Raw genomic sequence first — 15,346 nt, 5'->3', positions numbered from 1 at the left:
ACTAGTTCAGTTAATGCTGTTTTAAAACTAAAATTAGCTAGTCTGGTTATCGTAAAATCCGTATAATCATCGAAAAAAGACCTTGTGCATTGCTCATTTTGTCATAATTTAAGTACATTGAAGCGCTTCATATTGTTCGTTATTAAAGTATTATGCCTAAAATTAAATATAACCTACTCGCTCTAACATTCCTCTTTCTTTTTGGATGTATTGGGGCTTTTAATCTCGCTAGACGTGTCATATCAGACGCAGAATTCAGGCTTAATATTTCTGAAATCATTGCTTTGCCACCTAGTGCAACGATCTCTGGAACGGCCACTGCTTGCTTAAACGAAACACCTTTACCACAGATCACCTTTACAGGATTAGGAGGTGATATACCTTACACATTTGTTTATACGGTTAATGGTGGCCTGGATCAATCGGTTACAACAAATGGTAACGATAGCTCAGTTTCAATTGATGTAAATACAAATATTTCTGGTGATTTTGTTTATGAACTTATTTCAGTAACTGATAACAATAACGATATTCAATTAGTTAATGGACAAGCAACAATTACAGTTGCAGAACCACCAAATGTCACTTTCATTTATGCGGATACGGGGTGCTCTGCTGATACTGTTATTTTCACATCAAGTGTTAGTGGCGCCGAACCCTTTTCATATAATTGGTCATTTGGAGATGGGAATTTTTCTCAAGATGAAAACCCTGAGCACATTTTTGATGCTTTAGGCTGTGGATTTTCTAATTACACTGTAGAATTAACAGTTACAGATAATAGCGGATGTACAAATACATTCTCATCTCAAATAAATTTGCAACAACGTCCAAACTTGAGTTTTGAGGATTTAAATGCAGGATTTGGTACACCATTTGATAATTGTGGAAACAATACGGTTGACCCTACCTATACTATTAATGTTGGTAACACATCAGTTTCAACAGGTTGCATTATGAGCTATGATGTAGATTGGGGAGATGGTAATACGGCGTCTAATATTACTTTTCCAATTGAACACACTTATTCTGATATTGGATCATATTTTATGACTTTTACAGGAAATAGCGATTCGGGTTGTGACGCAACAAAAACTATATTAGTAAGAAATTCTAGCAACCCTGTTGGAGCAATTATATCACCAGGTAATACAATTGGTCTTTGTGTACCAGTTGATGAAATTGACTTTGCTATAGGATCCTGGGGTTTAAATCCTCCAGATACAGTATATAATATTGATTATGGCGACGGAACAGAAATTCAAATCTCTCAAGACGAACTTATAGCAGGTACGGTGAATTATGACCCATCAAATCCTGAATTATCAGATCCTTTTCCTATACCTCATGAATATACGGTATCGAACTGCCCGGAGCCAAATTATACAATTACAATGGTCATAGAAACCTCCTGTGGTGAAACTATTCTGACGGCCGGTCCTATCATAGTTTTAGAACAACCTGTAGTTGATTTTGAATTTAATAATCCAGGATGTGTAAATACTCAAATTCAATTTACAAATAATTCTACTGGCGGATTTAGTTCTAATTGCTTATCTGTTGGAAACCATTTATGGGATTTTGGAGATGGAACTACTTCAAACCTTCAAAACCCTTCACATATTTATCCGGCCCCTGGCAATTATACAGTCACCTTGCAAGAGTCAAACATCTGCGGTGTTTCCATTCCGGTACAAAAAACTATTTGCATAAACCCACAACTTGAAGCCAATTTTGTATTAGACAACAACACAGGATGTATACCTTTTGAGCTGAATGTAACTAATACAACCGATTTATCACAAACTTGTGGTGATGACACTTATTTATGGAGTATTATTTACATTAGCGATTTTTGTGGTACTGTGCCTTCGTGGTCTTTTACAAATGGAACTGACGAGACTTCAGAAAATCCTTCATTTCAATTTAATAATGCAGGATTATATCAAATAACCATGACGGTTACAAATTCTTGTGGCGATGACTCAACTACTGAAATTATTGAAGTAAAGCAACCTCCAGAGTCGAATTTAATTAGTATTCCAGATTCATGTGGTCCAACCTCAATAAATCCAGTAGCAACAATATCAGCCTGTTCACCAGAGTCTGAAACGATTTATAATTGGTCATTTCCAGGAGGAATACCTGCATCATCAGATCAGTTAAATCCTGGTCTTATAACCTATACCTCAGTTGGAGATTACACAATAACATTTGAAATTACTACTAGTTGTGGTACTTCAACAAGTACAGAGGTCTTCTCTGTAAAAGAAGTTCCAGAGGTAACAAATACAGATATAAACCAAACAATTTGTTCTAATACCATTTCTGCAGAAATTAGCCTTGAGTCTAATCTGATAGGAACAACGTATACTTGGAATGCAAACAATCCAATTGGATTAACAGATTATATACCTTTTGGTGATTCAGATTTAATTCCTGCACAAATTCTTCAAAACAACACAGATACAGATATAACACTTACCTACACTGTAATACCTGAGAATAATGGTTGCCAAGGTCCACCTGTAAATTTTGATATTATAATAGAATCTACACCAGTTATTATAACGCAACCTGAATCTAATGATTGGTGTTTAAATGAGGTTCCAGATGATTTAAATGTAAGTTTTCAAGGATCCGGTTTACCCGATTATCAATGGTATGAAAATACGTTAAATGATAATATTTCAGGAACACCAATTGTTGGTGCAAATAATGCCACTTATACACCTTCAACAGCATCAATTGGTACAAAATTCTATTACGTTATCATAACATTTCCAACAGATCAATGTAATGAGACAATTTCAGAGCCTGCAGAAATTACAGTTTTTCCAGTACCCTTTATTTCAGATAGTTCTTTTATAATTTCCATATGTAGTGATAGTAATTTTACTTATACACCAGATGCATCAAATGGTGATATAGTACCAGAGAATACAACCTATATTTGGCCTATGCCTGTAGTAGAACCCGTTGGAGCTATTTCTGGAATTAGTGAGCAGTTAACCCCAGTTTCATTGATTGAGCAAACATTAGTAAACACCTTAGCTATTGAAGCAACTGCCACTTACACAATTACTCCAATAACGGGAGATTGTATTGGCGAAAGTTTTGAAGTGGTTGTCGAGGTTAATTCGCCAATTTTACTTGATGCTACAGTGGCTAATGATCCCTGCTCAGGCACTAATGATGCTACAATTACTATTAACGGAATTACTGGTGGATCACCACCATATAATGTGCAGTGGAGTAATTTTGGTACAGGAGATATTCAAAGTAATTTATCACCTGGTATTTACACAATAACAATTACAGATGCTCAAGATTGCGTTAGTGAATTCCCTTTTGAAATAGAAGATAATCAACCTTTAACAATTGATTCAATGGTTAATCAGATGTCTTGTGTGGGTGAAAATGACGGACAAATCCAACTCAATTTACAAGGGGGTATAGATCCTATTTCAGTAGTTTGGGAAGATGATCCTACAGCTGGTGTTGAACGCAATAATTTAGCACCCGGAACTTATTCTGTGACTATTACTGATGGTAGACCCTGTATAATTGAAGAAGATTACGTTATATATGATATTTTACCTCTACAGATTTCTGCTATTGTAACGGATGCTTTGGACTGTGAAAACGCAAATAGTGGAAGCATTAACGTGTTAATTGAGGGTGGTACGCCGCCATTCTCATCAGTATGGTCAAATGGTGAAGTTACAGAGGATTTAGATAATCTAATACCTGGAGCTTACAGCGTGGAAGTTACAGATGCAAATGGATGTAATATTGAAGGTAGTTGGGATATTTATCGTTTTGAACCCCTTGTTCTAGATGTGGTAACACAAAGTGAAATAGATTGTGATACCAAATCTGTTGTGCAGACATTTGTAGCAATGGCAAGTGGGGGTGTACCACCATTTCAGTATACATGGTCTAGTGGTACAACAAGTGGAATAAACAACGAATTAATGATAACAGATCAAGAAGGTCTGGTCACCTTAGAAGTATTAGATGCTCAAGGATGTACAGCTAATTTTAGTTTGAATGTTGATTTTCCAGAATTGGGTGACCCTGATTTTGATACCTCCTCCTTTGGGTTCTTGAATTTTGGTGTTTATTCCATTCAAGATCCAATAGAATTTACCAATACTGCTACTGGCGATTATGTTAGTTTTTTATGGGATTTTGGAGACGGAAGTTTTTCGGCTGAAGAAAATCCGGTGCATACCTATTTCAATGTCGGAAGCTATATTGTAACACAATCCGTGACTTATCCATTTGGTTGTGTATACGAACGTATTTATACAATTGATATTGAGAAGGGTTATAAACTAATAATGCCAGATGCCTTTACACCAAATGAAGATGGCCTAAATGATTATTTTGGGCCACAATTTACAGGATTAAATTCTCTAGAACTCAATATTTTTGATACTTGGGGCAGTTTAATCTATTCAGAGTCTGGTGATGATATTAGAGGATGGAATGGTAGGATTAAGGATGAAGCTGTAGAAAACGGCAATTATTATTACATGTTCACCGCCAAGACTTTCTATGGTGATATAATCAAAAAACAAGGCGTATTTGTATTTATTAAATAAGACAAAAATGAAGTTTGGATATATAGCCTGCGTTGCCCTTGTTTTTTGTGTTTGGTCAGTAACTGCACAAGATCCTATATTTACGCAGTCTAATTACATACAAGAAACTCTAAATCCAGGGTTTTCTGGCTTTGAGGATAGCGATCGTATTAGTGCAGGTGTATTGAGTAGAACACAATGGCCAAATCTAAACCTTAGGATTAACACGCAGTATGCCTATGCTAATAAGTCCTTTGATTATGGTCCGAGTATGGGCTTTGGAATAGGGATAAGTGCCCTTTGGCAACACGAATCATTTAATAACTACAATTACTATCAACTCAATGCCAATTATGCACATCGTGTTAATTTAAATGGTGGATGGTTTTTTAGACCAGCAATTGAGGTAGGCATGGGCTTTAAGGATATTAGATTTAGAAGCCTCACTTTGGCAGATCAGATCAATATAGATACAGGTGTCATTAATCCTATTTCCTTAGATCCAGTGAGCAATAATGTGGAGAATGTGTTTTTTGCAGATATTTCTGGTGGTTTTGTTTTTGAAAAAACAGAATTCAATGGCAGAACGTATTGGTTTGGTTTTTCTGCAAAACACCTTAATACACCTAATATTTCTTTTGTAGATGGTGAAAAACTGCCGTTAGATATTTTCTTCTCGATACATGGTAACTACAGATTCCCGTTTTTAAATAATTACAGCATTATGATGACGGCCAATTACATGCAACAAGGACTTTATAATAGATTAGATATTGGTTCTATGTTTCAGTTTAATGATTTTTTAATAGGCGTTACCGCGTCTACAAATCCTGCGAAGAATGATGACAATAGCCACTTATTAACCTCTGTAAATGCCTTTTTTGGCTTGGAGTACAAAGAATTGCGATTTGGATTGTCTTATGATATGAATACTACTAATATAGGAAGAACAGATGGTGTGTATGAGATTTCCGTGACCTATCTTTCAAGATGTAGACGTTGTAGTACAGATCGCAGTAGAAAGCGATAATAGGTTTGCGGTAAAAGTTTCCTGTCATGAAAACCTCTGTTGCAATTGCCTATAACGTCTAAACTTAATTAAAACTTATTACTAAGTATTAAATTATATAAACAGTAGGTGAGTTCCATCCTGATCAGTTCTACTGTAAAAATCACCAATGGTTATTATTCCATCGAGTTCTTTGATAAAGTCTTCCTTTTTAAGATGGAACATATCCACAGCAAGTTTACAACCCCAAAGTTTTTGCCCATACTTATTTCAGTATAGCTCAAGAGATACTTCGCACTTTTGGGCTTCATAAATGAAATAATTTTATAAATTATTATTAGTTTAAGAGGTATTAGAAGTTAAATTCAACAATTTAGAAGATACAATTCTCAGTGATTTAAAATTATAATAATTGGTTATTTGCTTATTAATAAGTTAATTTGATAAGCGCCTCGAGAGGTTAATAAATGTAAGATTTCTAAAATTATTTTCTGTGTTATGTAACAAATGTTACATTAATAATTAATTAAATTCACTATTTTTGATTTAGTAACGGGTTAAAGTGTTACTATCATAAGGTTAAAAAGGCGCCATTCAATAGCAATGGTGCCTTTTTTTTTATCAATATTGAGTTTTAATAAAATGTCATTTTTGTTAAAGAATAAGAAAAATCATAAGTGTAATTTGTAGAAAGTAAACTTTTTTTTATTTTCGTGTAACCTTATGAGCTAAATATTCCCCTAACGAAATATTTAGAATATTTAGATAACACGCCAATAAAGAGGATAGATTAAATCTATCCTCTTTTATGTTTTTTGTGAATTAAGATTTGTATTAGTACACAATGTAAAATCAAATATTGAAGTAATTTTTTTGCAACCATTTAGCATTATTGTTTAGTAATAAAAAGCATATGCTCTTTTAGCATCTGAGTAAAACTTTTATTGCTTTTATTTTTTTGAATTTTTAATAAAAAGGGAATATTTAACTTTACAGAATTACAAAGATATCTGATGTCCAAAAAGAACACATTAGCAGATGCTATTCTCCAACTCATAGAAACCATTATGAAAGCCTTAGGTCATGGCCCAAAACGCACCTGGAACCAGCACGTCGTCCCTTATGAAGACGGTTGGGCTGTGCGACGCGAAGGCAATAAGCGCATTACCTCTAAACACAGAAAACAAAGCACTGCAATACGCAAAGCTAAAACCTTGGCCAAACGTAAAAAAGCAGATGTTGTTATCCACAGAGCAAGTGGTGGGATAAGGGACAGGATTAGTTATGCAGAGTAATTTTCATAACTTTATTCTAACTGTAAATTCTAAAATACAATGTATCAACGCGTCCTTATGTTAGTATTACTAAGTTTATTCCTTAATTGCCAAGGGTCTTGGAAGTCTATACCCTTAGATAGTGTTAAGATTGATACTTTACAAGGGCAATCCTTTTTAATGAAGCCGTTAGTTAGCCCGCAATTGGTGGGTAAGAACTCTGCCAAAGTTGCTAAATACCTTAAGGCATTAGATACTTATAATAGTAATCCTATGAATGCGGATTTTATCATCTGGCTGGGTAGACGCATTGCCTATTTGGGTGATTACCAAAAAGCCATTGGTATTTTTACAGAGGGCATTGAAAAATTCCCTTATGATGCACGTCTATATCGTCATCGAGGTCATAGATATGTAACCACGCGCCAAGTAGATTTGGCAATTACCGATTTAGAAACGGCTGTTGCACTTATAAAAGGAAAGCCAGATCCTATTGAACCTGATGGTATGCCTAATGCACTTAATATACCAGTATCATCACTACATACCAATATCTATTATCATTTAGGTTTGGCGTATTATCTAAAGGCCGATTGGACCAATGCCTTAACCAATTTTGAGAATTGTTTACGAGCCTCTACCAATGACGATATGCGCGTAGCTTCCCTGCATTGGTTGTATATGATATTACAACGCTTAGATCGTGCAGAGGAGGCTAATGCATTGCTCGAACCCATAACATTTGAGATGAACATTATTGAAAACAAGGCATACCATATGCTATTGCTGTATTACAAAGGTGACTTATTGGATAATGATTTAGATGCCAATACCTCGGGCGGATCAAAAGAAGCTGTACATTATGGCATAGCACATTGGCATCAGTATAATGATCAGTTAGAAACGGCAATGGCCATGTATAAGCATTTAATGGCCAATGGTAATTGGGCCGGTTTTGGATACATCGCAACAGAAGCTGAGCTATCCCGAATGCAAGAGTAACTATTATAGGTAGGCCGTTAATCCGTTAAGGTAACAATCTCAAATTTCCAGCCCTTATCGCGTTTATGATTTTTATTGAAATTTGGTGAGTTTAATCCTGCATAGAGCAGAGCACTTCCGGGAATCACAAACCAAAGTGCAGACGCATCTGCGAATACACCAGCTATAACGCTAAAGCCAACCGTTATAGCGCCAAGATAAATAAAAAATGAAGGGCCAATTATAGAGATTAAGAGGGGATTACGTTTTAATGCATCAATATCAGCTAAGTCTATATTTATGTCATCAAAAATAATGGTATTGGTATTGACTACTCTAAAACGGCCTTTAAATTTTTGGCCGTCAAGGGTTCTAAGTTTTATTCTTTTATTTTCTTTAATAATTTTTTCTTTATTAGTGTTGAGGTTGGTGATTTTTATGGCATTGGTTTGAGCGGTAGCAACATTAAAAATGAATGTGCTGATAAGGAGTAAGAATAGATATTTCATTAAGCTGTTTTTTGTTTATATACTAAAATAGGACAATGGTAGTATTAAAACTATAGAATATAAAGTAAAGACCCAAATTTAGGGTCTTTATTATATTACATATTACTCACAGTCTGTTGGTGAGGTACCAATGCGCCACCACTGCCACACACTATCGGGAAATATGACGTTAACAACATCGCCATTGCAATCAAACTCAATATTAAAGAGCATATCGCCATCAATAATTAATACATTAGGTTCAAATGAAAAGGTATCAGGATTGGGTATGGCCTCGCTTGTTTCGAGAGCACTCCAGTAGGCATCATCACAATTAGTGGTTTCATCGTCTCCGCAGTAGTAGATGTAGCGCAATCCGTCTTTAAACTCGTACATAGTGTTTGGTGGTAATTCACTGCCGCCAGCATTGGCCAAAAGCCATTTGCCTTCAATATAATAGGTTTCTTCTGTGACATCGTCGTCACATTGTATGGCGAGAAGTAGGGGCATGAGGCATAAAAGTTTGATGGTTTTGATAAGTGTTTTCATAAAATTTATATTGCTTTTTTTAATAGAACAGTTAAGATAGAAAAATTCCTACTCTTAGTTGCTACTCTTTTTAATTTAGGGTATAACTACAGGATGTAATTTTATTTAAATATGCGTAGGGTTACGTATTGTTATTGTAAGTATTTTCTTTGCTTTTACAGCCTATCGTATAGTTGGGATTAAAACATGGTTTTTTATGCGCCTGCACTTAAAAGCAAGCTTTACATTTGTAGAGATTTATTGAATCTGCGTTTAGGAGTTGTACAATAGTAAAAACCCATAAAACTCCGTTTTGATAGTCTTTTTTTATGCGCCTGCACTTAAAAGCAAGCTTTACGTTTGACGCATAAAAAAACCCTGTACTTATCAGTACTGGGTTTTTACTGCTGTAGCGAGATCGAGATTTGAACTCGAGACCTCCGGGTTATGAATCCGACGCTCTAACCAACTGAGCTACCTCGCCATTATTGCGGGTGCAAATATAAAAACAAATTCAACGACAACAAACCAATCATTCTAAAAAAATAATTTTATAATAAAGTTTTGAATTGCACCATAATTGTATATATTGAGCACATAATACTTACAGTAAATGGACGATAAAGAAAAATTTGAAATGGAGTTTGTAATTCAGGCATCTCCTTCATTATTATACCAATACATATCTACACCTTCTGGACTTTCGGAGTGGTTTGCAGACAACGTAAATTCACGTGGTGAATTATTCACCTTTATTTGGGACGGTTCTGAAGAGCAAGCAAAATTACTAAGCAAAAAAAGTAGTGAGCGTATTAAGTTCCGTTGGCTAGAGGATGATGAAGATGGTGCAAGCTATTACTTTGAATTGCGCATACAGGTAGATGAGATCACAAAAGACGTGTCTCTTATGGTAACGGATTTTGCTGAAGATGATGAGGTAGAGGAAGCTAAAATGCTATGGGAAAATCAAATCTCTAGCCTGAAACAAGTTTTAGGTTCTGCTTAACACGTAACTAACTATTCTATTATATCTTTGTCTCGATTTTTTACAACATAAATCGGGACATTTTTTTATGGTAAATTTTAACGGTAATCTTGTAGAGGCAACGAACTCTAAATTAACTTCTGAGAATAGAGGCTACAAGTACGGTGATGCACTTTTTGAAACGCTTAAAGTGGTAAACAGTAAAATCTTCTTTTGGGAAGATCATTACTTTAGACTCATGGCATCCATGCGTATTATGCGAATGGATATTCCTATGAATTTTACCATGGAATTTCTAGAAGAAGAAATCCTTAAAACTATTGAAGCTAACGACTTAAGCAATAGTGTTGCGCGTGTGCGCCTTAATGTAGATAGAGGTGAAGGCGGTAAGTATTTACCTGGTGAAGATGCGAGCATTAATTACAATATTGTTGCAGAGCCACATCCCAATCCGTTCTATACTATTGATGACGCGTTTTATGAAGTAGATCTATACAAAGATTTCTATATGGCACCTGGTTTATTATCTGGTTTAAAATCCAATAATAAAGCCATACAGGTTATTGGTAGCATTTATGCTAAAGAAAATGACCTGAACAATTGTTTGGTGCTCAATACTGATAAAAGTGTTATTGAAGCATTAAACGGTAATCTATTTTTGGTAAAAGGCGACTGTGTAAAAACCCCACCATTGGAAGATGGTTGTTTAAAAGGTATTATGCGCCAGCAGGTTTTGGAGGTATTGCGTAAAGATGTGAACCTTATCATTGAGGAAGCGTCTATATCGCCCTTTGAACTTCAAAAAGCAGATGAACTGTTTATTACCAATGTAATAGTTGGTATTCAGCCTATTTCGAAATATCGCAAGAAGGACTATGGCACTGAATTCGCCAAGTCGGTTATAACAAAGATTAATGCAAAGATAAGGTTGCTTTAATTATAACTCGGATTTTCTGGTGCATTAGACCAAATGCTATAATCGCCACCTAATTCTAACATTTTTTCACGCCAGAAGGTTGTACAACTTTTAGAGATAATCTGGTTATCGTACACGTTCTCCAAAACCAGCCAAGCATTAGACTCTAGCTCATTATCTAGTTGCTCTTCTGCCCAACCCGAATAGCCAAGAAAAAACCTAATATCATCTTTAGAGATTTTATCAGAATTAATAAGGTCTAAAACCACACTAAAATCACCTCCCCAAAAAATACCATTTGAGATTTCAACACTATTAGGTATAAGACCAGGTGATTTATGAATAAAATAAAGATTGTCTTGTTCTACAGGTCCGCCATTATAGATGGTAAAGTCAGATTCTGTGCCTTCAATTAAATCCTTAAGGTTATATTCTAAAGGTTTATTTAAGATAAAACCCACTGAACCAAGTGCGTTGTGATCTGCTAATAGAATCACGGCACGGTTAAATGAAATATCTCCGATTATGGATGGCTCTGCAATAAGTAAATTGCCTTTTTCGGGTTTCATAATTTTGATTGTAAGCGTACAAAGGTTAACTAAATCTAGGTTATTTTTTTGAAATACACAACTTTAGCTCTTTTAAACTTAAGGCAAAAAAAAACCCGCTCATTAAGCGGGCTTTTTATGTAAAATAAAAATATCTTAGTTTACAGCGCTATTTAAGTCAGATCCTGCCTTAAATTTTACTACATTTTTAGCTTTTATTTTGATTGTTTTACCAGTCTGTGGGTTTCTTCCGTCTCTCGCAGCTCTTCTAGATACTGACCAAGAACCAAAACCAACTAAAGAAACTCTGTTACCTTTTTGTAAAGATCCTTCGATATCAATTAATAACGAGTCTAATGCTTTCTTAGCAGCAGCCTTAGTGATACCAGCATTTTCTGCCATACCATTGATTAAATCTGTTTTGTTCATAAAATTTTAAATTTAAATTGTTAAAAATTCGGTTTTTAATAATAGTTGTTAAAAATCCTTACACAAATTTATAAGTAAAATTAAGCTACGCAAGTAATAGCAAGGGAAAGCAGCGATTTTGTTAATAAGTTGAGTCTTTTGTTAATAAAGCGATGCATTTTGTCTGATTTTCCCAAGGTCAATGATAATAAGGGCTTAGAGAAGTTTTGCGGTTTCAGTAAACTTAAATCCGTTTAAAAGTGATTTTACGTCCATTTTTCGCTTTCCAGGAAGCTGTATTTCCTTAATAATTACATAACCGTCTTTGCATGCCACTTCTAAATGATCCTTATTAATAAGGAGATGGCCTGCTTTAAGATTATGATATTCTGCTTTCTTTTCAACAGCAAATAACTTTACCGTTAACGGTTCGTCTTCATCATTGTCTAAAAAGCACCATGCGGCAGGAAATGGATTTAACCCTCTTATTTTATTATAAATGGTATCTAAACGTTCTGTCCAATCAATTTTACAATTATCACGATTGAGTTTATAGGCTGTTTTTAAATCGCCTGATTTTGGTTGTACGGTCGTTGAAACATTATCCGCTTCAATCTGTTCTACGGTTTTAATAACTAATTCACTACCAAGTACCATTAAGTCATCATGAAGTTCACCAACAGTTGTGTCATGTCCTATAGATGTGCTTTGGGACATAATAATTGCACCAGTGTCAATTTTCTCATCAATAAAAAAGGTGGTTACACCAGTTTCGGTTTCACCATTAATGATAGCCCAATGAATAGGCGCAGCACCTCTGTATTGAGGTAGTAAGGATGCGTGAAGATTAAAAGTACCGTATTGTGGCATTTGCCAAACCACTTTTGGCAACATTCTAAACGCTACTATAATTTGAAGGTTGGCCTTTAAGCTCTCAAGCTCTTCAATAAAGGATTCAGCCTTAAGATTTATTGGCTGTAATATGTTTAAATTATGCTCTAAGGCAAACTGCTTTACTGCCGAGGCTCTTAATTTTCTACCACGACCCGCAGGTTTGTCTGGAGCTGTGATAATACCAACAATATTATAATTATGGTCTAAGAGCGATTTTAGTGTTGCCACGGCAAAATCTGGTGTGCCCATAAATACAATTCTCATATCTCGCTTAGTAGTCATAATTTTTTGTAGGTATTTGTTGCTGTTATTTCTATTTTATTGATTTCCACTAATTCCGAAAGGCTTTTTACAAGTAGCATTTCCGTACATTTCAATTGATTTAATAATTGGCGCGAATTTAAATCTTCTTGCTCTAAGGCTTTCAATATTCGTGCTGAAAGGGTTTTGGTTTCAGATGCATTGGGTACAGATTGACTCGCCAAACACACCGAGCATTTACCACAATCTTCTGAAACAGTTTCACCAAAATACCCTAATAACTTTTTGCTTTTGCATTGTGAGTCATTATTAATATACGCTATTACAGCCTCGATCTGCTGATGTTTCAGTTGATGTTGATGCTCTATGGTTTTAGCAATAGGATTAATAGTAATTTCATCTTCACGTGGTTGTAAAAATATTATTTCAGAATCCGTATTGGCAATTTGAAGCTTAATGATATTGTCTTTTTCTAATAGTTTTAGTTGTTCTATAACCTTGTTTTCTGAGAGATTGGATTTGCTGATTACCAAGTTGAGATTTACTTTGGTATCATAATCAAAAATACCACCATAGGTTCTTAAAAGTGCCTTAACCAAGGTATTGAGATCCAAATGTTTCTCTAGGTATTTAAACAAAAGGTCATTTGAGACTATAAACTGAATCTTGGTTCTAAAATTAAAGTGTTGCGTTAAGGCTATAATTCCATTCCTATCTAATGCCAACAACACATTATAGGTCATACTTGCGTTGAGCTTATAGGTATTGCAAAAGGATTTAAAATCAAGCTGATGCTGACTGTTTTCACCTTCACCATAAGACACTTGAAAATAGTTGCAGAGCTTGTTATAGACTAATTTTATATAGTCAATCGAAGGCAAGGTGCTCAAAAATTGACTTTTAAGATGATCTTCGTCTATATGCTGTTTTAGAATAAATGAATAAGCATCATTTCCATCGCGACCTGCGCGACCTGCCTCTTGATAATAACTTTCTAAACTTTCTGGTAAATTGAAATGTATTACTGTTTTCACATTAGCTTTATCGATCCCCATTCCAAAAGCAGTTGTGGCAATGATTATTTCTTTATTACCATCGGTCCATTGCTGCAAACGGTCTTGTTTTTCTTTATTGGTGATGCCACCATGGTAAAAGGTTGTAGAAAATCCTCTGGTACCCAGATAATTATGGATATCTTTTGTAGCACGACGATTTCTCACATAAATAATTGAGGAACCAGAATGTTTGGTCAATAAATGTTCTAGCTTATAGAGTTTATCGTCGGTATGAATGACATGATAACCAATATTAGGTCTACTAAATGAAGCCTTAAAAATCTTTGGAGCCACAAAATCTAAGTTGTCAATAATATCATCTACAATATTATGCTTAGCCGTAGCCGTTAGCGCTATACAATTCACATGAGGATGTATGTCCCTTAATTGTCTAATGTTGCTATATGCTGGTCTAAAATCATGTCCCCATTGGCTAATACAATGCGCCTCATCAACTGCAATAAGATTAACTTTCATTTGGGCGATACGCTCTTTTATTAATGGCTGTTGTAAGCGCTCTGGTGATAGGTACAAGAATTTATAATTACCATAAATGCAGTTGTCTAAAAGTGTATCTAACTCACTATAAGAGATACCTGAAGTTAAGGCTATGGCTTTTATACCTTTGCGTTTTAGTGATGTCACCTGATCTTTCATTAAGGCAATTAAGGGCGATACCACAATACAAATACCCTCTTTAATAAGCGCTGGTACTTGAAAGCAAATGGATTTACCACCACCTGTTGGCAATAGGGTAAAGGTATCTTCATTTTCAAGAACAGAATTAATAATGTCTTCTTGCAATGGTCTAAAGGAGGTATAATTCCAGTAGCGCTCTAAAACTTCAATTGGATGCATTATTGCAAATTTAAGACCTCTAGAACAAAATCTGAACGTTTTTCTATGGTTTCGAAGGGTACATCAATAAGTTGATACCCAAATCGCATATAAGTTTTTAATAAGTTATGGTGAATTTCAATCGCTTGCTCAAAATTTTCATAGCGTTCACTGTCGCTCGTAAATATTTCTTGCCACGGTGCCAATACAAAAACATATTCGTATTGGTGTGTTGCACAGGTCTCGATGAATTGGTTTGGGTAATCATCACCAATAAAATCCATATACGCCAAAACGTCAGGTAACCCTCTGTCTAAGAAAACCACATTCTCAGATTCTTGAGTGGCGTTTAAATACTGTTGTTTCCTGCCTTCTAAAAGCTTTTTACTAAACAGTAGTGGCTTCGTTAAAAAAAGTTGCTCTATACCGTCTTTTCTGGCTTGTAAGGTAACCTGTCGAGAAATTTCTTCGTAACAAAGAAAACCTTTGGACTTTAGATGATTTATTATGGAGGATTTACCTGTCCCAGGACCACCAGTAATTACAATTTTCTTTGGATTCAAATTGACAATA

At 35.1% G+C, this 15,346-nt stretch carries 13 protein-coding genes and 1 tRNA gene; 6 read left to right on the top strand and 8 right to left on the bottom strand.

Annotated elements, in window-relative coordinates; all coding sequences use genetic code 11:
- Positions 1-152: 152 nt before the first annotated feature.
- From DUZ96_RS06840 to DUZ96_RS06825, 4 genes are all read left to right on the top strand, one after another.
- Positions 153-4,610 (top strand): PKD domain-containing protein, encoded by a 4,458-nt coding sequence (locus DUZ96_RS06840; protein WP_114301198.1) that lies wholly within the window; start codon positions 153-155, stop codon positions 4,608-4,610.
- Positions 4,611-4,617: 7 nt separating this feature from the next.
- On the top strand, positions 4,618-5,619 hold the full coding sequence (locus DUZ96_RS06835; RefSeq protein WP_114301197.1) for a PorP/SprF family type IX secretion system membrane protein: 1,002 nt from the start codon (positions 4,618-4,620) through the stop codon (positions 5,617-5,619).
- A 1,046-nt stretch (positions 5,620-6,665) separates the two neighbouring features.
- The gene (locus DUZ96_RS06830) at positions 6,666-6,893 is read left to right on the top strand and encodes a DUF2188 domain-containing protein (RefSeq protein WP_409010766.1); all 228 of its coding nucleotides are present in this window, start codon (positions 6,666-6,668) and stop codon (positions 6,891-6,893) included.
- A 57-nt stretch (positions 6,894-6,950) separates the two neighbouring features.
- Positions 6,951-7,874, top strand: a complete 924-nt coding sequence (locus tag DUZ96_RS06825) for a hypothetical protein (protein ID WP_114301341.1) — start codon at positions 6,951-6,953, stop codon at positions 7,872-7,874.
- A gap of 17 nt (positions 7,875-7,891) precedes the next feature.
- Here the strand turns inward: DUZ96_RS06825 and DUZ96_RS06820 are convergent, their stop codons facing one another.
- The 3 genes from DUZ96_RS06820 to DUZ96_RS06810 form a co-directional block, all read right to left on the bottom strand.
- Positions 7,892-8,362, bottom strand: coding sequence for a hypothetical protein (locus tag DUZ96_RS06820; protein ID WP_114301195.1), 471 nt, complete (start codon positions 8,360-8,362; stop codon positions 7,892-7,894).
- A gap of 102 nt (positions 8,363-8,464) precedes the next feature.
- The gene (locus DUZ96_RS06815; RefSeq protein WP_114301194.1) at positions 8,465-8,851 is read right to left on the bottom strand and encodes a hypothetical protein; all 387 of its coding nucleotides are present in this window, start codon (positions 8,849-8,851) and stop codon (positions 8,465-8,467) included.
- A gap of 428 nt (positions 8,852-9,279) precedes the next feature.
- Positions 9,280-9,353 (bottom strand) — tRNA-Met (locus DUZ96_RS06810).
- A 129-nt stretch (positions 9,354-9,482) separates the two neighbouring features.
- On the opposite strand from DUZ96_RS06810, the gene DUZ96_RS06805 reads away from it, so the two are divergent.
- Together DUZ96_RS06805 and DUZ96_RS06800 are read left to right on the top strand one after the other, a co-directional pair.
- Entirely contained in the window at positions 9,483-9,875 is a 393-nt protein-coding gene (locus tag DUZ96_RS06805; protein WP_114301193.1) for an START-like domain-containing protein, read from the top strand.
- A gap of 67 nt (positions 9,876-9,942) precedes the next feature.
- Positions 9,943-10,791: an aminotransferase class IV gene (locus DUZ96_RS06800; RefSeq protein WP_114301192.1), complete on the top strand. Its 849-nt coding sequence runs from the start codon at positions 9,943-9,945 to the stop codon at positions 10,789-10,791.
- Here DUZ96_RS06800 and DUZ96_RS06795 read toward each other — a convergent pair.
- The 5 genes from DUZ96_RS06795 to DUZ96_RS06775 all read right to left on the bottom strand — a co-directional run bounded on the left by DUZ96_RS06795 (position 10,788) and on the right by DUZ96_RS06775 (position 15,336).
- Positions 10,788-11,339, bottom strand: a complete 552-nt coding sequence (locus tag DUZ96_RS06795; RefSeq protein ID WP_409010764.1) for a YqgE/AlgH family protein — start codon at positions 11,337-11,339, stop codon at positions 10,788-10,790. The two genes, DUZ96_RS06800 and DUZ96_RS06795, sit on opposite strands and share 4 nt — an antisense overlap.
- Before the next feature lie 135 nt (positions 11,340-11,474).
- The gene (locus DUZ96_RS06790; RefSeq protein WP_114301190.1) at positions 11,475-11,747 is read right to left on the bottom strand and encodes an HU family DNA-binding protein; all 273 of its coding nucleotides are present in this window, start codon (positions 11,745-11,747) and stop codon (positions 11,475-11,477) included.
- Positions 11,748-11,942: 195 nt separating this feature from the next.
- A complete protein-coding gene (gene fmt / locus DUZ96_RS06785) occupies positions 11,943-12,902 on the bottom strand; it encodes a methionyl-tRNA formyltransferase (protein ID WP_114301189.1) in 960 nt (319 codons plus the stop codon).
- Positions 12,899-14,794: an ATP-dependent DNA helicase RecQ gene (locus DUZ96_RS06780; protein WP_114301188.1), complete on the bottom strand. Its 1,896-nt coding sequence runs from the start codon at positions 14,792-14,794 to the stop codon at positions 12,899-12,901. Before DUZ96_RS06780 ends, fmt begins: the two co-directional genes overlap by 4 nt.
- Positions 14,794-15,336, bottom strand: coding sequence for an AAA family ATPase (locus tag DUZ96_RS06775; RefSeq protein ID WP_114301187.1), 543 nt, complete (start codon positions 15,334-15,336; stop codon positions 14,794-14,796). Before DUZ96_RS06775 ends, DUZ96_RS06780 begins: the two co-directional genes overlap by 1 nt.
- Between the last annotated feature and the right edge of the window lie 10 nt (positions 15,337-15,346).

Origin of the sequence: Winogradskyella sp. KYW1333 (assembly GCF_003335675.1) — a bacterium.
Classification (GTDB): Bacteria; Bacteroidota; Bacteroidia; order Flavobacteriales; family Flavobacteriaceae; genus Winogradskyella.
The sequence above is the reverse complement of the archived record's forward strand: the minus strand, read 5'-3'. Positions and strand labels throughout refer to the sequence as shown.

Excerpts from the sequence above, each read along its gene's own strand:
- DUZ96_RS06840 (WP_114301198.1), top strand. The coding sequence starts at position 153 with ATGCCTAAAATTAAATATAACCTACTCGCTCTAACATTCCTCTTTCTT.
- DUZ96_RS06835 (WP_114301197.1), top strand. The coding sequence starts at position 4,618 with ATGAAGTTTGGATATATAGCCTGCGTTGCCCTTGTTTTTTGTGTTTGG.
- DUZ96_RS06830 (WP_409010766.1), top strand. The coding sequence starts at position 6,666 with ATGAAAGCCTTAGGTCATGGCCCAAAACGCACCTGGAACCAGCACGTC.
- DUZ96_RS06825 (WP_114301341.1), top strand. The coding sequence starts at position 6,951 with ATGTTAGTATTACTAAGTTTATTCCTTAATTGCCAAGGGTCTTGGAAG.
- DUZ96_RS06820 (WP_114301195.1), bottom strand. The coding sequence starts at position 8,362 with ATGAAATATCTATTCTTACTCCTTATCAGCACATTCATTTTTAATGTT.
- DUZ96_RS06815 (WP_114301194.1), bottom strand. The coding sequence starts at position 8,851 with ATGCCCCTACTTCTCGCCATACAATGTGACGACGATGTCACAGAAGAA.
- DUZ96_RS06805 (WP_114301193.1), top strand. The coding sequence starts at position 9,483 with ATGGACGATAAAGAAAAATTTGAAATGGAGTTTGTAATTCAGGCATCT.
- DUZ96_RS06800 (WP_114301192.1), top strand. The coding sequence starts at position 9,943 with ATGGTAAATTTTAACGGTAATCTTGTAGAGGCAACGAACTCTAAATTA.
- DUZ96_RS06795 (WP_409010764.1), bottom strand. The coding sequence starts at position 11,339 with ATGAAACCCGAAAAAGGCAATTTACTTATTGCAGAGCCATCCATAATC.
- DUZ96_RS06790 (WP_114301190.1), bottom strand. The coding sequence starts at position 11,747 with ATGAACAAAACAGATTTAATCAATGGTATGGCAGAAAATGCTGGTATC.
- fmt (WP_114301189.1), bottom strand. The coding sequence starts at position 12,902 with ATGACTACTAAGCGAGATATGAGAATTGTATTTATGGGCACACCAGAT.
- DUZ96_RS06780 (WP_114301188.1), bottom strand. The coding sequence starts at position 14,794 with ATGCATCCAATTGAAGTTTTAGAGCGCTACTGGAATTATACCTCCTTT.